Source organism: Pedobacter steynii (genome assembly GCF_900103665.1).
Taxonomy (GTDB): domain Bacteria; phylum Bacteroidota; class Bacteroidia; order Sphingobacteriales; family Sphingobacteriaceae; genus Pedobacter; species Pedobacter steynii.
Window position 1 is genome coordinate 195,642 of sequence record NZ_FNGY01000001.1, and the last position, 19,164, is coordinate 214,805.

The 19,164-nt window shown below is 41.1% G+C and carries 20 protein-coding genes and 1 pseudogene; 10 read left to right on the forward strand and 11 right to left on the reverse strand.

Going from position 1 to position 19,164, the window contains the following annotated elements:
* Position 1 precedes the first annotated feature (1 nt).
* A pseudogene (locus BLQ87_RS34220) lies at positions 2-734 on the reverse strand (DUF72 domain-containing protein).
* A gap of 72 nt (positions 735-806) precedes the next feature.
* Between BLQ87_RS34220 and BLQ87_RS00710 the strand changes: the two are divergent.
* The 3 genes from BLQ87_RS00710 to BLQ87_RS00715 all read left to right on the forward strand — a co-directional run bounded on the left by BLQ87_RS00710 (position 807) and on the right by BLQ87_RS00715 (position 3,190).
* Entirely contained in the window at positions 807-1,727 is a 921-nt protein-coding gene (locus BLQ87_RS00710; protein WP_074604882.1) for a bestrophin family protein, read from the forward strand.
* A gap of 56 nt (positions 1,728-1,783) precedes the next feature.
* Entirely contained in the window at positions 1,784-1,957 is a 174-nt protein-coding gene (locus BLQ87_RS33660) for a hypothetical protein (protein ID WP_172664782.1), read from the forward strand.
* Between the two features lie 240 nt (positions 1,958-2,197).
* Positions 2,198-3,190, forward strand: coding sequence for a hypothetical protein (locus tag BLQ87_RS00715; RefSeq protein WP_074603996.1), 993 nt, complete (start codon positions 2,198-2,200; stop codon positions 3,188-3,190).
* Here BLQ87_RS00715 and BLQ87_RS00720 read toward each other — a convergent pair.
* Together BLQ87_RS00720 and BLQ87_RS00725 are read right to left on the reverse strand one after the other, a co-directional pair.
* A complete protein-coding gene (locus BLQ87_RS00720) occupies positions 3,140-3,994 on the reverse strand; it encodes a YwqG family protein (protein WP_074603997.1) in 855 nt (284 codons plus the stop codon). The two genes, BLQ87_RS00715 and BLQ87_RS00720, sit on opposite strands and share 51 nt — an antisense overlap.
* 216 nt (positions 3,995-4,210) lie before the next feature.
* On the reverse strand, positions 4,211-4,885 hold the full coding sequence (locus BLQ87_RS00725) for a hypothetical protein (protein WP_074603998.1): 675 nt from the start codon (positions 4,883-4,885) through the stop codon (positions 4,211-4,213).
* A 283-nt stretch (positions 4,886-5,168) separates the two neighbouring features.
* Between BLQ87_RS00725 and BLQ87_RS00730 the strand changes: the two genes are divergently transcribed.
* The gene (locus BLQ87_RS00730; protein ID WP_074603999.1) at positions 5,169-5,717 is read left to right on the forward strand and encodes a TerD family protein; all 549 of its coding nucleotides are present in this window, start codon (positions 5,169-5,171) and stop codon (positions 5,715-5,717) included.
* Between the two features lie 67 nt (positions 5,718-5,784).
* On the opposite strand, the gene BLQ87_RS00735 is transcribed toward BLQ87_RS00730, so the two are convergent.
* From BLQ87_RS00735 to BLQ87_RS00760, 6 genes are all read right to left on the reverse strand, one after another.
* Complete coding sequence (locus tag BLQ87_RS00735) at positions 5,785-6,180, reverse strand: DUF1634 domain-containing protein (RefSeq protein ID WP_074604000.1); 396 nt, start codon at positions 6,178-6,180, stop codon at positions 5,785-5,787.
* A 4-nt stretch (positions 6,181-6,184) separates the two neighbouring features.
* Complete coding sequence (locus tag BLQ87_RS00740) at positions 6,185-7,018, reverse strand: sulfite exporter TauE/SafE family protein (RefSeq protein WP_074604003.1); 834 nt, start codon at positions 7,016-7,018, stop codon at positions 6,185-6,187.
* A gap of 4 nt (positions 7,019-7,022) precedes the next feature.
* Entirely contained in the window at positions 7,023-7,676 is a 654-nt protein-coding gene (locus BLQ87_RS00745; protein WP_074604005.1) for a FadR/GntR family transcriptional regulator, read from the reverse strand.
* Between the two features lie 129 nt (positions 7,677-7,805).
* Positions 7,806-9,284 (reverse strand): XAC2610-related protein, encoded by a 1,479-nt coding sequence (locus BLQ87_RS00750; RefSeq protein ID WP_074604008.1) that lies wholly within the window; start codon positions 9,282-9,284, stop codon positions 7,806-7,808.
* A 65-nt stretch (positions 9,285-9,349) separates the two neighbouring features.
* On the reverse strand, positions 9,350-9,601 hold the full coding sequence (locus BLQ87_RS00755; protein WP_074604010.1) for a hypothetical protein: 252 nt from the start codon (positions 9,599-9,601) through the stop codon (positions 9,350-9,352).
* A 76-nt stretch (positions 9,602-9,677) separates the two neighbouring features.
* Positions 9,678-10,112 (reverse strand): VOC family protein, encoded by a 435-nt coding sequence (locus BLQ87_RS00760; protein WP_074604012.1) that lies wholly within the window; start codon positions 10,110-10,112, stop codon positions 9,678-9,680.
* A gap of 168 nt (positions 10,113-10,280) precedes the next feature.
* Here BLQ87_RS00760 and BLQ87_RS00765 point away from each other — a divergent pair, with 168 nt between their 5' ends.
* Positions 10,281-10,937: a VOC family protein gene (locus tag BLQ87_RS00765; RefSeq protein WP_074604016.1), complete on the forward strand. Its 657-nt coding sequence runs from the start codon at positions 10,281-10,283 to the stop codon at positions 10,935-10,937.
* Positions 10,938-10,940: 3 nt separating this feature from the next.
* On the opposite strand, the gene BLQ87_RS00770 is transcribed toward BLQ87_RS00765, so the two are convergent.
* The gene (locus BLQ87_RS00770; RefSeq protein ID WP_074604018.1) at positions 10,941-12,263 is read right to left on the reverse strand and encodes a sensor histidine kinase; all 1,323 of its coding nucleotides are present in this window, start codon (positions 12,261-12,263) and stop codon (positions 10,941-10,943) included.
* Positions 12,264-12,379: 116 nt separating this feature from the next.
* Here BLQ87_RS00770 and BLQ87_RS00775 point away from each other — a divergent pair, with 116 nt between their 5' ends.
* Positions 12,380-14,272: a PAS domain-containing sensor histidine kinase gene (locus BLQ87_RS00775; RefSeq protein ID WP_176832985.1), complete on the forward strand. Its 1,893-nt coding sequence runs from the start codon at positions 12,380-12,382 to the stop codon at positions 14,270-14,272.
* A 1-nt stretch (position 14,273) separates the two neighbouring features.
* Here BLQ87_RS00775 and BLQ87_RS00780 read toward each other — a convergent pair whose 3' ends face one another.
* Positions 14,274-15,662 (reverse strand): MFS transporter, encoded by a 1,389-nt coding sequence (locus tag BLQ87_RS00780; RefSeq protein WP_074604022.1) that lies wholly within the window; start codon positions 15,660-15,662, stop codon positions 14,274-14,276.
* A 123-nt stretch (positions 15,663-15,785) separates the two neighbouring features.
* Between BLQ87_RS00780 and BLQ87_RS00785 the strand changes: the two genes are divergently transcribed.
* The 4 genes from BLQ87_RS00785 (at position 15,786) to BLQ87_RS00800 (ending at position 19,164) form a co-directional block, all read left to right on the forward strand.
* Entirely contained in the window at positions 15,786-16,277 is a 492-nt protein-coding gene (locus tag BLQ87_RS00785; RefSeq protein WP_074604023.1) for an Lrp/AsnC family transcriptional regulator, read from the forward strand.
* A gap of 69 nt (positions 16,278-16,346) precedes the next feature.
* The gene (locus BLQ87_RS00790) at positions 16,347-17,078 is read left to right on the forward strand and encodes a DUF3108 domain-containing protein (RefSeq protein ID WP_216857756.1); all 732 of its coding nucleotides are present in this window, start codon (positions 16,347-16,349) and stop codon (positions 17,076-17,078) included.
* Positions 17,079-17,167: 89 nt separating this feature from the next.
* Positions 17,168-18,328, forward strand: a complete 1,161-nt coding sequence (locus tag BLQ87_RS00795) for an iron-containing alcohol dehydrogenase (protein ID WP_074604027.1) — start codon at positions 17,168-17,170, stop codon at positions 18,326-18,328.
* Positions 18,329-18,480: 152 nt separating this feature from the next.
* Complete coding sequence (locus tag BLQ87_RS00800; protein ID WP_074604029.1) at positions 18,481-19,164, forward strand: response regulator transcription factor; 684 nt, start codon at positions 18,481-18,483, stop codon at positions 19,162-19,164.

Below are 19,164 nucleotides of genomic sequence, written 5' to 3' on the forward strand. Positions count from 1 at the left end.
ATCAAAAGGAGGGAACGGAAATCGACCTCAAATGTCTGGTCAGGCTCTGCAGGTTCCTGATTGCATCACCTATGGTGTTGTTAAAATAGACATATACTGTTTTTCCTTCCTCATTCCAGTCTTTGATATAACCGGCATATTCCATCAGAAAATCATCGGTATAAGTGCCTTTGTAATCTCCCTCTGGTCCATGAAAACGAAGGTATACAAAATCCTGTTCCTGCTCAATCATTGGAGTTGCAGAACCTGGTTTATCATGAAGTACGAGCGAAATCCTGAATTTACGCATCAAATCGTAGGTGTTTTCCTGATACCAGGAAGGATGACGGAACTCTAAAGCGATTTTCCACTGTTCTTCCCGATCGCCAAGCCGGATATGATGGAGCAGTTGCGTCAGTTGATGCAGCTGATCACTTCTGAGGCTGGGGGGGAACTGAAGCAGCAGGCAGCCTTTCAAATTCGAGATCTTTACGATGGGTGATCTCTCTCCAGAGCTTAAAGGTAAACAGGAAATCTTCCGGAACACTGTCTGCCCATTTTTGTACGGTGGATGCCATCGGGATCTTATAAAAAGAACTGTTAATTTCTATGCTGTTGAATAAAGTTCCGTAAAAGGTTAACCGGCTTTTATCACGGAATTCTGTAGGGTAGTGTTGCTTATTGGGAAAGGGAAGGAGCAGGCCGCTGGTCCCTGAGAAATAACGGCGCTGATGAGGAATTCCTGTTGCTTTCATATGATATAGAACAGTTGAAGAGTAGATTGGGTTTTAAACATTGTTTTGCAATAAATGTTTAATTTTGGGACCATGATCCAAAGGAAAAACGAACATTGGTTTAGCATGCTTTTTATATGGAAAGGCTCTGTCTTACCACAACTCCTTCCAAGGTTGCTCATGCTGTTTCTGATGTCGGTGGGAATTGTATGGCTTAAGGGGACGTTGTTTCATTTCAAAATTCCGCTGAGCCCGGCGCCATTTACCCTTTTTGGGATCGCATTGGCCTTATTTCTCGGTTTCAGAAACAATGCGAGCTATGATCGCTTCTGGGAAGCACGTAAGCTCTGGGGAGCCTTGTTAAACGATACCCGCTCGCTTGCCAGACAAGCCATCACCTTTAGCGGCTATCACCGGGATGGTAAAGAGGTGGATACCTTTCTTCGCTACCTGATTGCTTTTACCTATGCTTTAAAACATCAGTTAAGGGGAACAGATTCGGGCGAAGACCTCAGGGAAAGGCTCGATCCAACACTTGCAAAAAGATTAAGCACAGCGATATATAAACCGATTATGCTGATGAAGGAAATGGGACTTTGGGTTCAACAGGCTAAGGAAAGCGGAAAAATTGATACCATCCTTCAGACGGCATTCGATGAAAATCTGAATAAACTATCGGATATTGTAGGAGGTTGTGAGCGAATTGCTTCCACACCAATTCCTTATACTTATCATATCCTGCTGCATCGTACGGTTTATATTTATTGCTTTCTGCTGCCTTTTGGATTTGTAGACAGCCTCAGCTGGTTCACCCCTTTCATCGTTATTTTTATCGCCTATACTTTTGTAGCACTCGAAGCAATTGCAGATGAAATAGAAGAACCTTTTGGGACAGCACCCAATGATCTGGCTTTAAATGCAATGACACAAATGATTGAAACGACTTTGCTGGAAATGGGAGGGAAACACCTTCCTGATTATGGGAAAAAGAGTATCGATGAGATCCTTGATTAGGTTAGCCTTCTGCAGGTTGGATGATCACAATGCGTATAAACTAGATTCTACTTTAGGTGGATCAGAGAACCGCAGCCAGACTTCCGGTAATGATCCCTCCTGCAACTTCCGCCAGAAGGTACAGGGCGGTGAAACCAAGAACAAGCTTTAGCTTCTTTTTGGTTTTTCCTGAGGCAGAGAGGGGGATGGAAGTCATTGGCGATGAACAAAGTAAATACAGCGATGATTAGTTCATTAACAAAAAATCTTTTCAATAGTTCAGGCATTTTACTATCCTGGTTTATCTCCTCCCCATTAATATTATACTTAGATTGTGCACATCCGGAGAAAGGTAAAGCAAGAAGAAATAATAGGCAGGCTATTCTCATGTGAAATGTTTTTTAAGGGCATTAAGTTTTTATACCGGCAGAAAAACACTTATAATAGGAATGATATAATTAGCGTTAGTTATTTAAAATAGAGCATTATCAATGAAAAAATGTTTACCCCTGTTCCTTTTTGTGATTATTTTCCCTGGCCTGGCCATTTGTCAGGATGTCTTTAAGGGAGGATCAAAAGAGAAGTTTGAAGAGTCGAGAAAAAAGATTGAAGCAGGAATAACCGAAAAGGAAAAAGATAAATTGGAGGTCGCCATGCGGGTCCTGGCTCTTTCTGTGATTTATGAAAGGGGAGATGAGTCTGCAAATAGAAAGCGATCTTTTGATGAGGTGGTACGAAAAAGAGTGAATGGGAAATCTCTGTCTGAGGTGTTCAGCATGGCTGAAAACTTTGTGAAACAAGACCATCAGCGGAGAATAGAGAAAATGGAAGCAGAGGTAAAAGTAGAAGAGCTTAAAAAGCAGAAAACAGGTCAGCTAAAAGCCAGGTTAAATGTATTACAGGCGAAACCCCTAAAAGCAGATCTTGTGAATGGTCAGCTGATCATCTATTGTGCTTTTACCAATCAGGGCGACCGGGCAATCCTTAATTATACCACTGTAATCGGGTATTCTTCTACGGAGGATGAGAATGATGGCTGGAGTTGCAGCAAAGGATCTTCCGGCACAGACATCTTTAAGGCTCAGGAGACAAAAATATTTAGTTGCAGCTATCCCTTTGAGGCGGCTAAGAAAAATTCTACTGCTATAAAATGGGATAAGATGACTTTCCCTATCAAAGATTTTTCCGCCTATAATCTGGTGATGGATTGTTATACCGAAAAGCTGGAGATTGCCGGAACAAGTTATGCTTTGGGCAATAATGAATTTACAAAAGAAGAAGAGCGGGCTTTGATAAAAAGCAAACTGGAATTGGATAAACTAAAGGCTGAGCAGGTCAGCCTTGATGATTTTATGATGGTCAGGAAGAAAATAAAACAGGACTATTTGAAGTCAGGAAAGGTCTGGCGTAAGAATTGGCAAACGGCCTTTACATTAGCAACACTGGAGAATCAGCCAGCTGTTTTCAAACTTTTCTTCCTTTAAATCTGTTTCTTTAATCCAGAAGTATAACCTACCCGAATCGCCCCACATCATTCCGCATTCCTCCTCATTGCTGTCTATCTGCAATAGTAAATTCCAGTTCCCGGAATTGTCTTTTAAGGCCTGCGCTTTGGGATCTTCATAAGCGGTGGCATCACCACAATAGAATCCATTGCTGACAAGTTCACACTCATATTCCATTCCTCCCTGAATGTTGTTGGAATGTCCCAGTACTTTATTGACGTTTCCTTCATGGAGATCTTCATTCAGGTTATAGTAACTGTCGTACTCTTCATCACTTAAATTAACCTCTTCCATGAGGCTGCTTTGGTAGTCAGGTACGTCGTAGGCGGCGCTATAAGTCATGGAGGCAGCATTAAAGAAGGCCCAGTCTTCCAGAAGTTCTGGCTTTTCTTTTCTCTCCAGGGTACTGACAGCTCCTTTGTAATAGTATACCTTTGATTTTTCTTTATCCTCCGGATCATAGCCCCAGGTTTCCTGACTGGAATCGTAAAAAAAGTAGAGCATTCCTGTAGCCGGGAGTTTATTCTCCAGATCTAAATGATGCAGCTCTGTGAGGTTGATCTGTGCAATAAAAGACATTGGAATGCTTTCGGCTGTAAACCAGTTCATGTTTGTCGGTAAATCAGGTAATCCTCCGATTTTGGATTGCCCTAAAGGGATGTGTTCCTCGTTTTTTTTATTTAAAGTAATATGAATGCCGTTTTTTATTTTTGGGGCTGCAATTTCCCAGATCCTGGATAGGTGATTTTCTTCAAATAACTGCTTTAACTGTTCTTTATTCATCTTTTGGCTGATTGGTCTACTCAGAATAAATTTATGTAATTTAATCTGTAAAAAAGGTATGTATAAACCGATAAAAAGTTTCCGTGTAGATCGCGTTCCAAAATGGAATAGGGGAAGGAAAGGCTGACTGGCCGTAGTGAAATTAACGTACCGAAGCAAATGAAATGCTTCGGTACTAAAATAAAGATGACCTGGATCAGGCCTATAAGTAAAATTTTACGCCTCAGTAACTGCGGTGCTTGATTTTATTTTTAAGTTCTTGAATTGGTATTCAGAAATGATGTGTTTCTTTTCACTGATCTGAGTAAACTCGAATTGTTGCTCTTCCTGCAGGGAAAGGTAAGCTTCTTTGGCTTTTAGGTAAGCACAACGGTACAATTCGCCTCCATTTTGTAGTTTACCGCTTTTTTCATGCTGATAAGCTGCTTTGTATTCGCTCAGTTTATCTTGAAACATGCGTTCTACTCTTCCTAAAGTTGTGGTTTTTGCACTGAATAACAATTCCCAGTCATCATAACCGCCATCTCTTGCAGTGCTTAAATTTAAGGTGAGTGTTTTACTTTTGCCTTCATTAGAAGAACCGATTTTGATTAAACCACCTCTCCTTGATCCGGAGATGTAGATATAACCTGGTTTTAGTTCTCTTAGGGCAGCAGCAATTTTAGTCGTATCGCATTGTGGACAAAAGCCTCCGATAGTTTTTAAGGTGTGTGTGTCATTTTCGCTGCAGTTAGCTGTGTTACAGGCGATCACCTTGTCCGCTTCAGTCATACTTTTCTGTAGATCTTCTGTAATGTCTCCCCCCTCGGCATCGAACAATAGTTCTGATGAGATCTTGTGCTTCTTTAGAAAGGTTTCCTGTTCCTTTGTTAATAGGTGCTTAATTGTCATTTCCAAAATTAGTCATATTTATTGGCTTTAAATTGATTTAGCTTAATCGGGTTTTATTTGGACAATTAATTATTATTATGCATTTTTATTATCATGTTGAAATATTTTTTGTGATTATTGATTAAGTATGTTATTAATTACGTAATAATGGAGCCGTCGATATTTTTTTGGTACTGTTTTAAAATAGCATAACAGATTTGTTATAAAATAATTTGAGCTGGTATTGTTTATGTAAAATAATGTGCCAATATTTGAGAGTAAAGCAAAAAACAAATCAATACATATGGCTATTAACTTACAAAAAGGGCAGAGGGAGAATTTAAATGCCCCAAAATTTACTGTTGGACTTGGATGGGATACGAATAGTTCAAACGGGCATGATTTCGATTTGGACGCTTCAGTTTTTATGCTTGGCGAGGATAAAAGGCTGGTTTCAGATGGACACTTTATCTTTTACAACAACTTGAATTCTCCGGATGGCGCAGTAGAACATACCGGTGATAACCTTACAGGTGCAGGGGATGGGGATGATGAATCTATTAAAGTTGACCTTACTAAAGCCGATGCCAAAGTTTCAGAACTATGTATTGTAGTAACGATACATGAAGCACAGGCCCGCAAACAGAATTTCGGTCAGGTGAAGAATTCATTTGTCCGCATTATTGATCAGAATGGTGTTGAACTAATGAAGTATGAGCTGGAGGAAGATTTTTCTATTGAGACTGCTGTAGAGTTTGGCCGGATTTACCGCAGAAACGGAGAGTGGAAATTTGAAGCGGTAGGTGTGGGGATGAATGGTGGATTACAAGACTATCTGAATAAATACCAGTAATCATTCTGGAAATAGATAAAAGGCTGTCCGTTTTTGGAGTATACTTCATTTCGGGACAGCCTTTTCGTTAAATCTTTAATCCGCCGAACATACTAAATAAGATGATCGATAGTACAAGAAGCGTGATTGCCACATAAAGCTTATCTTTCTCGAATACAAAGGCCACAAGAGAAAAACCAATCCTCAGAATGGGTGTGGCAATCAAAATAACAACACCAAGTTGTATAATCTCTTTGGCACTTCCCTGGCCGAGGCCTTTTAAAATACCGGTTAAACTCGTATAACCTGCAGGTTCTCCATTAAAAACGGCATAATGGGGGATACCTGATCCATGTTGATATAAATACCAGATCCCACCAATGATTGCTACTATTCCTGAGATCAGAACCCCATATCGTAAAACCTGACCGATGAGCTGCTGCATGTCATAGTCGGTCACTTTTTTTATCTTTTCCAGATTCATTTTGTTAAAATTTATGATGAATGCCGTTGTAAATCATGTTAATTGCTATTAAAGTAATGGCAGTACAAAAGATAATCTTCAGCCATTTTACGTTAATTCTCATGAGCAGTTTAGAACCGGTAAAAGCACCTGCAAGTACACCAATGATCACTGGAAAGGCAATTCCCGGATCTATGTATCCCCTTTGCAGATAAACTACAGCACTGGCGGCCGCAGTTACGCCAACCATAAAATTGCTGGTGGTGGTACTTACCCGAAAGGGGACCCGCATGGCACTGTCCATGGCAAGTACTTTGAGTGCACCTGAACCAATCCCCAATAAACCGGAAAGCACTCCTGCAACGGTCATGATGGAAAATCCACCTGCAACATTCTTTAGTTTATATTCAACGATACCCTCTTTGGTCGGATAGCTACTGTTCAATTTTAAAGTGTAAGAAAGTTTGCTGCCCTCAGTCAGCGCATTTTCATGTTTTTTTCGCAGTGTCATGGCTGCGGAGAAAATAAGCATGACACCAAACAGGATGGCCACGATATTTACTGGTGTGTAAATCGCCAGGATAGCACCAATTACGGCCCCCGAGGTGGTTGCAATTTCCAGGAACATCCCAAGCCTGATATTTGTGATCCCTTCTTTTACATAGGCACTGGCGGAACCTGAAGAGGTGGCTATCGAAGCCACCAATGCCGCACCAATTGCATAACGGATGTCTACATGGAAGCCTAGTGTTAAAAGAGGGATGATGACCACACCTCCACCCAGGCCTGTTAACGAACCTGCAAGGCCGGCAAGATAAGCACCCATTAAAAGGATGAGGGTAAAGAATAAAATATTCATGATGTTAATAGTTGTTGTCTAAAATGGTTAGGACCAGTTGCTCCGCGAGTTGAGGATTTTTTTGTACAATGGCTGCGGCCAATGATTCATGTAAATGCTGACTATTGGCGAAATTTTTAATGTCTTCCGCATCCCGGAGGGAGAAGAAGTTGCGCATCACCGTACTGAAATTTTCATACAGATCAGAAAGGACATGATTACCTGAAGATTTTGCGATGCTGATGTGAAAGGCAATGTCTGCTTCTGCACATTTCTTTTGCTGATTCCCCTCAATGGCTTTCCTGCGCTGTTGTAGGTGTTCCTGCATCATCAGGATGTCCTGATCACAGCGATGTTGACAGGCCAGCCTGACGATTTCCTTCTCCAATAAAGAACGCACGCTGTTGATCTCTTCAAAATCAGCCCTCTTTAAACGTTGGGAAAGTGTTTCATCCTTGATTTTCGAGGCAACAAAAGTACCCGAACCCTGCTGGACCTTCAGAATTCCGGAGATGGCGAGTGTTTTTATGGCTTCACGGATGCTGGAACGCCCCACATCATAAAGTGCCATGAGTTCCGGTTCAGCAGGGATCTTTTCTCCCTTTTTCAATTTCCCGGAAGCGATATCTTTTTGGATTCCAATAATGACTTTATCGGAAAGTTTTATAGTTGTTTTCATATTTAAACATCAGATGTTTCAAAGGTAACGGCTGATCTTAAACATCTGATGTTTGTATTGATTTTATGACATTTTTATTAGCGTTTCTCTATTTCAGCGATGGAAAGGCTGGTTGCTTATATGATATAGTTAAAATGGGTACTTTAGTTCCTCCTGCCTGACGATGCGGGTTCTCTTTCTCATTTTTCCTTTGATCATCTTATGATGTGTTTCGGCGATCCTGTCTCCATCCATATCCCTGATTTCATAGTATTCTACCAGCGTTAGCCTATGATTGATCCATTTGTATTTTTCAGCGCCCCAGTTTCCCGCACCATTGCGCCAGGCGGCGAAAATAGTTTTGCTTTTTACATTGACATCAGGTTGTAATAAACCAGATAGTTTTGCATGATAATCGAACTGTTTTGTTTTCGGATTATACAGGTAGTAATTATTGCCATTGTTCGGCCCTGCACCTCCGGAATGTGAATAGATTTGCAAATCAGGATAACCATCGAAGTTGACATCAACGGGATGAATGATCTGAATCGTATCGGTTACCAGACCCGGTTCTTTAATCACCTGTATCAATTTTTTGTTTTTATAGATCTTTATTCCTAAAATGATACCCGCGGCATCTGGACGATACTCGTCTTCCGAGTGTAAATTATACTTTATCTGAAACTGCAGGTCGTTTATGGTTTGAAATTTCTGTTTTCCAATCCATAAATCATCAATGTATATCCTTCCTGGAGTGATCTGACCATCAATTGAAATATGCTCTCCCCAATACCATTCGTCAGTTTCCTTCGTAATGGCAATAAAATCACCTGCGTGAAGACTTTTTAACGGATTGCTTCCCAGCGGTCCGGTATGGAATTTAACTTCAAGTGGAAGGTATAAGAAAGACTGATATGCTTTTGCTTCTTTAAGTTTAAATGTGCTAAAAGCTTGTTTATAAGTCAGGTGTTTTGTTGCGGTCCTATAACCAAAATCTCCTAAAGGATAGCTGTAATAAGTACTTGAATCTACCTTTACAGAATCAGATATAAGCTCAAATTTCTTTGATTTGAGTATAAACAGATTTTTATCTGAGTAGAAATTGCTGTCACTTAGTTTATACCTGTAACTGTCGTCTGAGGAGTAATCGTCAAATGCCTGATTCCATATAAAACCATTGTTGAAGAATGGCCGGACAGGATTCCAGTAGTTTCTTTTTTTTCCTATATAGAGCTCCATTCCTACAAATTTTCTAATCAGGGAATCACTGTAAGTGATGTGGAAGTTATCCGGGGAATGTTTATTTAGCCAAACCATTTGAAGAGGGGGATGCTCCCCGCTATCCGGGTCGTTTTTACTGATAACCACTACATATTTGACACCGATAGCAGTATCTAAAAGCGGTTTGTACTGGTAATTGTAAAAAGTGCTGATGTTTAAATTTGGATTGGTATTTTGTTGATTATAGGGACGAAAGTAAGCGTTTATAAAAGCGCTGTCCGTCCGGTCATCAACTTTGTAAATTCCGGTCTTTACCTGTGCACTTACTAAAGAACTGAAGAGGAAGAGGAGTAGCGATAAACTAATTTTACCAATGAAAACCGGAAAGGAAGATTTAAGCAGGAACATAGAAAGGGAACAGTATCAAATTTGAAACTGTAAAGATAATAGAAGAATTACGGGCATTCTATTAATTACTTCTTTTTGTCTTTCTCTTCCTTTTTAGGCGCAATTCCTCTATCTACATTTAAGGTGTACGCGGATTCCGAAGCATCGAAAGCCTGTTTCAAGATCTGGGTATTCGGCCGCTCATTTCCTTCGGGAAGGTCAAATTTTTCATCGATGCCATTAGAATGAATATCTTTTTGGCTTTGCTGATCCTCCGATTCTGAGTTTACAGCGTCATCTAGCGGAACATTGTCTTCTGGATTTATAGGCGTAGTCATGGCTTTTGCTTTAAATATATATGGGTAACAAATTATTGCATTGCTTGTTTCAGAAATAAATAGGATGCGGTACGGCTTATTCAGACTCAGGCCAATGGAATACAAGCAGGAAACCATCAGGATCTCTTACATATATTGCCTTAAACCCGTAAGAAGTTGTGGAGGGCTCCTGTACATCAACTCCATTTGAAGACAGATAGGTGTATACCTTATCGAGCTCTTTGCAGCCAAAATAGATCGACATGTCATGTCTGTCAAGCCAGGCATTTGCGGTAATTGGTTTCGGACAGCTCTTTTCGCCCCTGGGCTCTAACATAAGCTCAATTCCATTTAGCCGAAGTAAGGCCCATTGGAAATCATCTTTTCGTTCCGGTTTATGATCAGTTTGTACCAGGTCAAAACCCAGTAAATCGCGGTAAAAGCGAACCGATGCAGGCATATTAAAAACAGACAATAAAGGGGCCGATCCCTCAAGGTTAATCGGTTTGGCTGGGTTGTTCGTATTTGACATAGTAGTTCTCCTTATATCTTAACCATCTTGATGAGCATAAGTTAGTTGAATATTTATAAATTACGAAACAGTATTCAGAATTTCAGTTAATACCTGTCTGTGACATTGCGTTAAGGGAATATTCCTAATTTAGGCGCTCAACAGGGATACGATAAAATAAAAAGAATCATGAGAATTAAGGAATTACATCTGCTGACGAATAATTTAAAGGATACCGCTCAATTTTATACTCAGGTGCTTGGCGCTACAGTAAAAGGAGAAAATGAGCAGGAGATTTCACTTTTATTGGGAGAAACGCTGATTTCTTTTCAAAATTCCCCGGAAGAAAATCCTGTTTACCACCTTGCTTTTGATATTCCAGGGAATAAACTGGAGGAGGCCTATCACTGGTTAAAACAGAGAACAACGATCTTACCGGTAACTGCAGAGACTGAATTCTCCGATTTCCAGCTATGGAATGCAAAGTCCTTTTATTTCTATGATAACAATGGAAACCTTCTGGAACTGATTTGTCGTTATGATCTTGACAATAATTCGGATCTTATTTTTGATGGTTCCTCAATTTTGTATGTTAGTGAAATCGGACTGGTTTCTGATGATGTTCCCTTTTTAGCCGAAACGCTGATGAACAAATATGGACTAGAGGTCTATTCAAAACAACCTGCACAAGATAATTTTACAGCGTTGGGGGACGAAGAAGGTTTGTTAATCATTGTGAATGCGGATAGAAACTGGTTTCCCACTGACAAGAAAGCGAAATCATTCCGGACTAAAATAGTTTTCAATACCGGAACAAACGAAGATCAGGAGCTCAGTATATCTTAACGGTCAAAGAACCCCGTGGTCGAGTGGGAGCGCTACATAAAAAGTAGTTCCTATGCCTACCTGGCTTTCAAACCAGATCTTTCCCCCCTGGGCCTGTGTATATTCCTTGCATAGGAAGAGTCCAAGTCCAATCCCTTTTTCATTGGCAGTCCCGTAGGTAGATTGCGCTTTCAGGGAGAAAATTTCCGCCTTGCTTTCTTTGGGAATCCCGTTGCCATTGTCCTGAATTTTAATCAGGCAATGTTGTTCTGATTTGCTAACGCTAAGTTGAATGAGCCCTTCTTCAGGCGTAAATTTAATCGCATTTCCGATGATGTTCCGCACGATGAGCTGAAGCATATGTACATCTGACATGACGGCCAGTACAGGGTCGATCTGGTGGGTCAGTTTGATTTTCTTTTCTTTTGAGGCCGCTTTCTGAATACTGATTACCGGTGCAAGCGCTTCGCTTAAGTTGTTAACTTCCAGATTTATCTTCCCGTCGTTGAGTTGAGCCTTAGACCAGGAAAGCATATTGTCCAGCATTTCCTGAGTACTGCTTACCGCATTGGTCAGCTTCCTTTCCATCATTTCTTTCTCTTCTTCAGTAAGGATATCCATTCTGAACAACTCCATATAGCTTTGAATAGAGGCCAATGGCGAACGTAGATCATGTGAAATGATAGAGAAGAATTTTGTTTTCTCATGGTTCATCCTTTCCAGCATCTGCGCTTTCGCTTCGGCAGATCTTTTTTCCTTATAATAAGCGGTCTTCAGGTAATACAGGCCCACAAATATGACGAGAATGTTGATGATATAGGTAGAGGCCATATCAATAAACATGGCGGCATTATTGGTATAGGTGCTCTGGATATACTGTGGATTTTTGTATTCAAAAAAGAGTAGGCCAAGGCCGGTACCTAAAGAGAGGACAGACCATAACCAATATTGTTTCCTGGGAGAAATGATCATAATCAGGAAAAAGGCAAGGGTGAAGGAGAGTAACGAAGGTCCTCTTACTCCGGCATTGAAGAAATAATTGGTGCCCAACATCAGCAAAACCATGACCGAAGAAATGATGACACTGAATTTGAGTTGCCTTTTGAAACGGGCAAGGTAATAGGTGATACAGAAACTAAGGAATAAGATCCCAAATATCGCTGCTGCTACTTTTAACCCAGTATAATAACTGAAAGGGATGTTATATCCGACAATGACAATGGCTATGACACAGATTGCATTAAAGACCTGATTCTCCAGTTTAAACTGCCCTGGGGCGCCAATGAGAATGTAGATCACTCTTTTTAGAAGGTTAAGGAAAGGAGGGGTGCTTTCTGGTAGTAGCATGGCGTAAAAATAAGGAAAGTATTGTAGAAAAGAATTCAGTCAGGAGTTAATGATTAAGAAATGAGTACTAATTTGATATAAATGGTATGAGTCTTGTACCATTGAGTCCAGAAGATATGGAAGAAAAAAATCTACCCGCAGTTGAACGCTTAATCGCATACGAAACCGTACCAGGAATGTTTCTTGTTCTTTCAGAGCAACTAATAATCCTGACCGCCAGTAATGCTTATTTAAAAGCAAGGGGCTTGAGCAGGGCCGGAATTACCGGGCAGTTCGTGTTTGACATCTTTCCGCCTGATCCCGCAATTCCCTATGAGTTGGGCTTTGCAGGCTCTCTTCAGGAAGTACTGAGCACAGGTAAACCGCATCAGTTGCCGCTAATACGGCAGGAATTACCCGATCAGGGAAATAAAAACTATAACAGGCAACGGTATTGGGATGTCACCCATACACCTTTCTTCAATGAGGAAGGAGAAATTCAATATATTGTTCAGCATTGCTTTGATGTCACAGACCTGGTTCAGGCAAAAAAAGGACTGGAACAACGCGAAAAAGAGCGCTGGGCAACGGAGAAACACCTTGGTTTTCTTTTAAATGCGATGCCTCAACAGGTTTGGACTGCTACTGCGGATGGCGTGATCAATTACGTGAACCAGATCTGTTGTTTTGATTTTGGTAAAAATGCGGAGGAGCTTAAGGCACTTGGCTGGGAAAGCTTTGTGCATCCTGAAGATCTTCCCGGCTGTTTGAATGCCTGGAAAAAAGCATTACAGACCCAGTTGGAATATATGGTAGAATTTCGTCTGCTGATGTGGGACGGACAATATAAATGGTTCCTTGGGAAAGCCATCCCGCTGATGGAAGAGGGAAAGCTGAGGTTATGGATGGGGACGAATACCAATATCGACCATCAAAAAAGTAATGAACAAAAAAAAGATGAGTTTCTGTCTATTGCCAGTCATGAGCTTAAAACGCCGTTAACCACGATTAAGGCTTTCAACCAGCTCATGAAACGAACCAACGACATCGATAAATTACATGGTTTCGTGGAAAAGTCTGCCAGTAACATCTTCCGCCTGGAAAAACTCATCAGCGACCTGCTGGATGTAACCAAAATCAATGCAGGTAAAATGAGCTATACGATAAAAGAATTTGACTTCGGGCAAATGCTGCAGGAAAGTGTGGAAAGTGTACAGTATACCTCCTCAAACCATGAATTGATATTAACCAAAATAGAAAATGTCCTTTATACAGGTGACCGCTTTAGAATTGAACAGGTCCTGAATAATTTCTTAACCAATGCCGTTAAATACTCTCCGCGAGGAGGGAAGGTGCTGATCAATAGTAAAGTGCAATTGGATAATATCATTGTTTCTGTGCAGGATTTTGGAATTGGAATTGCCAGCAATGACCTTCAACGATTGTTTGAACGGTATTATAGGGTGGATAATTCTGCATTAAGGTTTGAAGGTCTTGGTCTGGGCTTGTTTATTTCTTCGGAGATATTGAAAGGCCATCAAGGTAGTTTTTGGCTGGAGAGTAAACTGGGAGAGGGTTCTACCTTTTATTTCAGACTCCCGCTATCGACCACCTCATCCTTACAACCGATCATTGAAAAACATCTTTTTTATAAGGACGAGAGCATCACCGTTTCCTACAATAAACAATACCGTCGACTGGATGTAGACTGGACAGGCTTTCAGAGTTTTGAATCCGTGCAGCGGGGTGGAATGCTGCTGTTGGAGATGTTGAGGGAAAATCAATGCAATAAGATCCTGAATGATAACAGAAATGTTTTGGGCACCTGGTCTGAGGCTTCCGAATGGGCGGGCGAAGTTTGGTTTCCCATGATTGAAAAAGCAGGTCTTGAATACTTTGCATGGATCTATTCGCCGAGTGTATTCAGTCAGCTGTCTGCCAAAAAAAGTGTAGACATTGCCGTAGGGAATGTCGTTACACAGTTTTTTACAGATATCAGTTTTGCCGAAGACTGGCTCAATAACAAGTAGTTTATTCTCCGGCCAGGGACGGACTTTGAACAGAAACGTGCTTTTTAGTATAAGAAGCCAGCCAGATCAATGCCGCAAGGGCATAGATACAAAGGACAATGATCGCCGAATTGCTGACTGAATTTCCAGGTCCTTTGGCAATGATGAATAAGGAAAGGATGGACAAGCCGATTCCTCCACCCAGAAAATAAGAGGTAGAGGCCAGACTGGAAGCCAGACCATAATGCTTTGCCGGAATTCCCTGTACCGAAATTACTGATAGACTGGTATAACAAATGGTCATTCCAAGCCCCGAGACGCAGGCTGCAGAGCACAATAGTAAAATCAGGTTATGGTTCATCAATACGGAGCCAAGAAGGAAGCCTGCGCCACCTACCATTAGCGACATCCCAAAAACACCTGTTTGCCATACATTTAACCTTTTCATCACTGATGGTAAAGCAAATTTAGCAAAGAGTGCAGATAAGAGACTAAAAGGAACGAGTGTTACCCCGGCCCTGGCAGCGGTAAAATGCATGTCTTTTTGTATCAGTAAGGATAGGATGAACATATATCCCGTAAAGTAAGCGCCCAGAAGAAGGAATACGCCTATGCCGGTAACCGTAGCTTTAGAGCGGAAAAGAGACATATCTATTAAAGGTTCTTTTTGTACTTTTAAGCGGTGCAGGATAATCTTTGTGCCAACAATTACTGCTATGGTCAACGCAATCAGCATACCGTAATGTTCGCGGATCCCACCTAGTTCATGAACACCATAACTCAGCATCAATAATACAAGGACCAGTAAGAAACCGGAAATAAGGTCGGGTTTGGATTTGGATTCCTTTGCCGGATCAGCTGATAAATAATACCATGCGAGGATAATGATTGCCGTTAAAACGGGCACGTTGATGAAAAATATCCAATGCCATCCCCAAAAAGTAGTGATAATGCCACCAAGCGCGAGTCCGCTTCCTGATCCGATGGCCGCAAATGAGCTGAATATCCCGATGGCTTTTGCGCGTTCACGGGGTTCGGTAAAAGTATGGGTAACGATAGAAAATGCAGAAGGCATGATTAAAGCAGCACCGATTCCCTGAGCGGCCCGGAAAAAGGCAAGCAGCTCAAAAGATGGAGATAATCCTGCCCCTAAAGAAGTCAGCATAAATAAAACCGAGCCGGCGATAAAGATGTTCTTTTTACCAATAAGGTCAGAAAGCTTCCCTCCAATGATTAGAAAACCTCCATATAATAGAACATAGAGCGTCTGTAACCACTGCACCTTATCACTGCTTAAGCCGTAATCCGATTGTATAGATGGAATCGCCAGATTGACAATCGCAATGTCAAGGGCTTCTACAAATATACCAACAGAGGCGATGGCAAGGATGAGGTTCTTTCTTTGAATCATATAGTATAATTTTCTTACAAAGGTAAGTGGAGGGAAACAGAGTAAAAATAAGTTCCGATTATTTAGAACAAATGATCATTATTTGTTATTTTCACAGAACAAACGTAATTTTTGATCTTAGATATGGCACTGCAAACAGAACAAGTCGGACAAGCACCTATTGTATTAGACGATAAAGACTATGAAATCCTCAGGCTGCTTCAGGAAAATTCGAAGTTAACCATCCGTGAAATTGCCTCAAAAGTACACCTGAGCCCAACGCCAACGCACGAACGCATCAAACGGCTTGAAAGGGAAGGGGTGATCAGAAAATATGTAGCCTTGCTAGACAACCGGAAAATCAATAAAGGAATTACCGTTATTGTGCAGATCTCTCTGAAAGAACACAACAAAAGAGCTGCTCAGGAATTTATTGATGCAGTCCTGGATTTTAAAGAAGTGACCGAGTGTTATAACATTTCCGGAGATTTTGATTTTATGCTCAAAATTGTGGTGGAAAGCATGGGAAGCTTCCACTATTTCTCTGTAAATAAACTGAGCGAAATCTCTGGAATCGCCCAGACAAAAAGCATTTTTGTGATGGATACAATTAAAGAAACACCATTACTGCTTTAATTGGATGATGGCCTGGAAATGTAACAAATGATCTGCAGTTTGGTCTTATAACTGAACCAAAACTATCAGATGATGAAACGATTAACGACCTTTTTATTGCTTTTAACAGTCTCTGCTTTAAATGCTCAGGATAAGCTAATCCCCTCAAAAAAGAATGGGACAGAGAAATGGCTCAAAAATGAGCAATTTCAAATGAAATGGTATGCCTTGAAAGATACCTTGAAGTTTGAAATCGGATCGGTCAATACCAAAATTGCCCTGGATAAAGAGAAAGTGACCGTCACGACGGCCGTAGAAATGAAACAAATGAAAGGACAATGGGCAGATACGACTGTCGCCTTGCGCAAAGATCTGAAGCCTTTATATCACTCTTCCTTTAATCCACAACGTGATATGGCACTTAGTTTCGGCGAGGTTGTGACCGGATTTTATAATGATAAAATTAAAAAGACAAAAAATGATATCAATGAGGTCACAGCTGTGACTTATTTTGATAGCAATTTGTACCCTACACTTGTCCGTTGGTTGCCCTTAAAGGAAGGGTATCAACAGGAGATCTCCATTTTTGAATATAATCCTTCAGGTAAAAAAGGAATCATCAGTGCCTTTGTTAAGGACGTGAAAAAAGGAAACTTTCAGACTCAGAAATCAGGGCTAAGAAAGGTATGGGTAGTGGTGGTATCTGATGAAATCTCCAATAATACGTTAAGTACCTACTATATCGATGAGCAGGACAGGAGGCTCTGGAAACACGAGATCAACGCCGGCCCAAGAAAGATGAACATGGAACGGGTGGAGTAATATGACATTCTAAGGGTAATAAATGCGGCAAACTCCTTGGGATTACCAGCTATGGGTGATAATTTTGCTTCATCACAAATCCTATAGAAATGTTAAATTTTGAATTTAAAAACCCAACCAAAATCATTTTTGGAAAAGGTGAAATAGAAAAGATAGGCAGAGAGATTCCAACCGGAGCTAAAGTAATGATGCTTTATGGTGGTGGGAGTATCAAAACCAATGGTGTTTATGATCAGGTGATCCATGCATTAAAAGCCTTTGAAGTAGTCGAGTTTGCCGGAATCCCTGCGAATCCGGAATATGAAGTATTGATGCAGGCCTTGAAAGTGATTAAAGAGGAAAAGATTACTTATATGCTGGCTGTTGGTGGTGGATCTGTAATCGACGGGGTGAAATTCCTTTCTGCTGCGGCCGTATATCAGGGCGAACATCCATGGGATATCTTAACAAAGAGCATCAGAACTGAAGTCGGATTGCCTTTCGGTTCGGTACTGACTTTGCCAGCAACAGGTTCGGAAATGAATTCCGGTGCGGTAATTACCCGTGCAGAAACCCAGGAAAAGCTGGCTATGGGTGGACCTGGTTTATTCCCGGAGTTCTCTATCCTTGATCCTGAAGTGGTGAAATCCATTCCGAAACGCCAACTGGTGAATGGTGTAACCGATGCTTTTACCCACGTGTTGGAACAATATATGACTTATCCAGCGGGAGCGCATTTGCAGGATCGTTTTTCAGAAAGTATTATGCAGACGCTGATAGAAGTAGGCCCGAAGGTGATAGAAAACCCTGCGGATTATGAAGCTGCGGCCAATTTTATGTGGAGCTGTACGATGGCGCTGAATGGCTTGATTCAAAAAGGAGTGCCTACGGACTGGGCTGTACATGCCATGGGGCATGAGTTGACTGCTTTGTTTGGTATCGACCACGCGAGGACACTGGCGATCATTGCGCCAAGTCATTACCGTTATAACTTCGAAGCAAAAAAAGAAAAACTTGCGCAGTATGGTCAGCGCGTATGGGGCATTCATGAAGGTACAGTAGAGCAGATCGCAACTGTTGCCATTGCAAAAACTGAAGATTTTTTCCATTCGATGGAGATTAAAACAACACTTGGGGAGTATACAGATGATTATGAGGGAACTGCAGAGAAAATCTCCAAACGCTTCACAGAAAGAGGGTGGTTGGGATTAGGTGAGCATAAAACACTTTCTCCTTCGGATGTAGAGAAAATTGTGGCCATGAGTTACTAAGTCCTTTTTGTAAATAACAAGATCAATTCCGGATGCTTAAATTAAGGTCCGGAATTGTTGTTTTATTGCAAAATGACAGCTATCCTGTGCGCAAAGGATTAATCCGAAATAATTCTGGATATTTGCCGGAACAAGTCTTTTAATTTATCAATATGGAACTGTTATTAGTGGAAGATGATCTTCGTGTTTCCGAACTCATTAAAAGAGGGCTGGAGGAGCAGGGGTACCTGGTTACGCTGGCTTACGACGGATTGATGGGAAAGAAATTAATGACTTCCAACCGTTACGACCTGATCATTACGGATATTGTGCTTCCACAGATGAATGGGATTGAGCTGTGTAAAGAAATCAGAATGATCTGGCCCGAAATTCCGGTCATCATGCTCACTGCCCTCGGTACTACAGATGATAAAATTGATGGTTTTGATGCTGGCGCTGATGACTATCTGGTGAAACCTTTTGACTTCCGGGAGCTTCATGCAAGAATAAAAGCCTTGTTGAATCGTTCCCAAAGCACATCGCAGGCCCCGCTAACGAACTTATTGAAATATGCAGACCTGGAAATGAACCTGCAAACAAATGTCGTGAGCAGGATGGGAATGGAAATCAGCCTTACGCCTAAAGAATTTAAGCTCCTGGAGTATATGCTGCGGAATAAAGAGCGGATTCTGACGCGAACAGAAATCGCGGAAAAAGTATGGGATACCCATTTTGATACCGGGACGAACTTCATAGACGTCTATATGAACTATCTTAGAAAGAAAATCGATAAGAACTTTGATCATAAACTAATTCATACCAAAATCGGAATGGGCTTTATTTTCAAAGAAAACTGA

Coding starts and splice junctions, on each gene's coding strand:
- BLQ87_RS00710 (WP_074604882.1), top strand. CDS start 807: ATGATCCAAAGGAAAAACGAACATTGGTTTAGCATGCTTTTTATATGG.
- BLQ87_RS00715 (WP_074603996.1), top strand. CDS start 2,198: ATGAAAAAATGTTTACCCCTGTTCCTTTTTGTGATTATTTTCCCTGGC.
- BLQ87_RS00720 (WP_074603997.1), bottom strand. CDS start 3,994: ATGAATAAAGAACAGTTAAAGCAGTTATTTGAAGAAAATCACCTATCC.
- BLQ87_RS00725 (WP_074603998.1), bottom strand. CDS start 4,885: ATGACAATTAAGCACCTATTAACAAAGGAACAGGAAACCTTTCTAAAG.
- BLQ87_RS00730 (WP_074603999.1), top strand. CDS start 5,169: ATGGCTATTAACTTACAAAAAGGGCAGAGGGAGAATTTAAATGCCCCA.
- BLQ87_RS00735 (WP_074604000.1), bottom strand. CDS start 6,180: ATGAATCTGGAAAAGATAAAAAAAGTGACCGACTATGACATGCAGCAG.
- BLQ87_RS00740 (WP_074604003.1), bottom strand. CDS start 7,018: ATGAATATTTTATTCTTTACCCTCATCCTTTTAATGGGTGCTTATCTT.
- BLQ87_RS00745 (WP_074604005.1), bottom strand. CDS start 7,676: ATGAAAACAACTATAAAACTTTCCGATAAAGTCATTATTGGAATCCAA.
- BLQ87_RS00750 (WP_074604008.1), bottom strand. CDS start 9,284: ATGTTCCTGCTTAAATCTTCCTTTCCGGTTTTCATTGGTAAAATTAGT.
- BLQ87_RS00755 (WP_074604010.1), bottom strand. CDS start 9,601: ATGACTACGCCTATAAATCCAGAAGACAATGTTCCGCTAGATGACGCT.
- BLQ87_RS00760 (WP_074604012.1), bottom strand. CDS start 10,112: ATGTCAAATACGAACAACCCAGCCAAACCGATTAACCTTGAGGGATCG.
- BLQ87_RS00765 (WP_074604016.1), top strand. CDS start 10,281: ATGAGAATTAAGGAATTACATCTGCTGACGAATAATTTAAAGGATACC.
- BLQ87_RS00770 (WP_074604018.1), bottom strand. CDS start 12,263: ATGCTACTACCAGAAAGCACCCCTCCTTTCCTTAACCTTCTAAAAAGA.
- BLQ87_RS00775 (WP_176832985.1), top strand. CDS start 12,380: ATGGAAGAAAAAAATCTACCCGCAGTTGAACGCTTAATCGCATACGAA.
- BLQ87_RS00780 (WP_074604022.1), bottom strand. CDS start 15,662: ATGATTCAAAGAAAGAACCTCATCCTTGCCATCGCCTCTGTTGGTATA.
- BLQ87_RS00785 (WP_074604023.1), top strand. CDS start 15,786: ATGGCACTGCAAACAGAACAAGTCGGACAAGCACCTATTGTATTAGAC.
- BLQ87_RS00790 (WP_216857756.1), top strand. CDS start 16,347: ATGATGAAACGATTAACGACCTTTTTATTGCTTTTAACAGTCTCTGCT.
- BLQ87_RS00795 (WP_074604027.1), top strand. CDS start 17,168: ATGTTAAATTTTGAATTTAAAAACCCAACCAAAATCATTTTTGGAAAA.
- BLQ87_RS00800 (WP_074604029.1), top strand. CDS start 18,481: ATGGAACTGTTATTAGTGGAAGATGATCTTCGTGTTTCCGAACTCATT.